Annotated in this window: 3 protein-coding genes; 1 reads left to right on the forward strand and 2 read right to left on the reverse strand. The window is 40.7% G+C overall.

All coding sequences use genetic code 11. The features are described from left to right. Positions 1 to 219: MBL fold metallo-hydrolase RNA specificity domain-containing protein (locus tag NOG12_RS13120; protein WP_313933502.1), on the forward strand; the 219-nt coding region annotated here is incomplete at its 5' end. A gap of 45 nt (positions 220 to 264) precedes the next feature. On the opposite strand, the gene NOG12_RS13125 is transcribed toward NOG12_RS13120, so the two are convergent. Next, positions 265 to 777, reverse strand: coding sequence for a hypothetical protein (locus tag NOG12_RS13125; protein ID WP_153825494.1), 513 nt, complete (start codon positions 775 to 777; stop codon positions 265 to 267). After that, positions 770 to 1,463 (reverse strand): matrixin family metalloprotease (locus NOG12_RS13130; protein ID WP_313933503.1); only part of this gene is annotated, 694 nt, incomplete at its 5' end. The genes NOG12_RS13130 and NOG12_RS13125, both read right to left, overlap by 8 nt.

The following is a 1,463-nucleotide window of genomic DNA, read 5'->3' on the forward strand; positions in this document are numbered from 1 at the left end:
ATCATAGTGCCGGCGCCCGACGACCTGCCCCGCGTGGTCACTGAAGGTCAAGCTCGTGCCCGGTCGCGAAATTCGGCACACGCCGACCAAAAAGAGTTGTTGGAGTTTTTAGAAACTACCGAAAAGCCATTGCACGACGTACGCTTAGTTCACGGTGAGGCCGAGCCAAAGCGCGTACTGGCTGAAGCAATACGTCAAAGTGGGTTGATTACGGGGTAGTTACAATAACTCCGAGTCAAGCTGGAAATACAACTAAACATAAATTCAGTCGAATAATCGCCCAACAAAAACATCTTTACCGGGAGAGAATTCAACGGAGTATGATCTCCCTCCTGTTCCAAAAACTACAATTCTTACTTGTCCGTCGAGACCGAGGTGAAACTCCTTGACTTTATAATCACTACAAAAATCTCGATCGCTATTGTCACACCAGCTTTTCAACTTTGAAAGTTTAGTATTGTAAATTTCGAAATTAATATCACCTAACTTGCCAAGATACAGAACTGCTTGTTCTCTATCTAACTCAGCACATTCGCTGCCAGCAATTTGGGCTTGAAACAATTGAATAGGCTTTGATGATGTAACTCTATTATTATATAACGTTAATATAACTCTATCCTTCATGCAAAGTCCTTTATGGCTAAAAGATGGGCCATCAACAACCAGACTTTTTTCATGAGAGCCTGTTCCAGAAAATTTAAAATGCTCAATACCTTCATCATATGAAGCTGCCAAATGAAATGGCATGAAAAATAAAAAAAGAAGATACTTATTCATAGCCGTCTTTCCTGTATTGCTGAAACAATCTTTGCAAGTCGTTATCTGTGAGCTTTCTTTCATGCCCTTCGACATGAGCATAACTTAATAGACTTTTCGTATCGTCGTTATGCTGATGAAGAAGACCTAACATATGGCCAAACTCATGTGCAGCTGTATTTCTATCTGCGGCCGGTGCGCGCAGCTCTATTAAAGTCGATCCGAGAGAAGCGCGACCAGCATTTCTAAAAGAATTTGCAGTGCTGCACCATCCGGGGCACTCGTTTATGTAGAAGTCAGGATTCTCTTTGCTAAAAGATACGTCTGTTTTTAGAAGTATTTTATACCCATTTGAGTGAGTACCTTCAATATTGAAGTGTTCGTTAATACCGGCAATGTAATCTGACAAAAGCTCATGCTCAATATCATTTGTTCCAACTGAGAGCTTAATTTGTAATGTGTAAGCTTTATTTTTCACATCGACTGTTGTTTTTATTTTTCCTTTAAAATTTATATTAGTATAAACATCATTGGATATATCCGTTGGAGATTTGTCATTCTGACTGTCAGAAAGTACGTATCCCAGTGCTGGCACTTGATTTTGACTGCCAATATCAGCAACTTGCATCTGTTGAACTAAATCCGTCAGTTCACTTGGTTGTGCACCATTACCTACGGTATTGCTCGCACTGTCGTTTTGCCGCGGC

This window comes from Pseudidiomarina fusca (genome assembly GCF_032227045.1).
Lineage (GTDB): Bacteria > Pseudomonadota > Gammaproteobacteria > Enterobacterales > Alteromonadaceae > Pseudidiomarina > Pseudidiomarina fusca.

What these genes read in the sequence shown, in the direction of transcription:
- NOG12_RS13125 (WP_153825494.1), bottom strand. Translation starts at nt 777, where the DNA reads ATGAATAAGTATCTTCTTTTTTTATTTTTCATGCCATTTCATTTGGCA.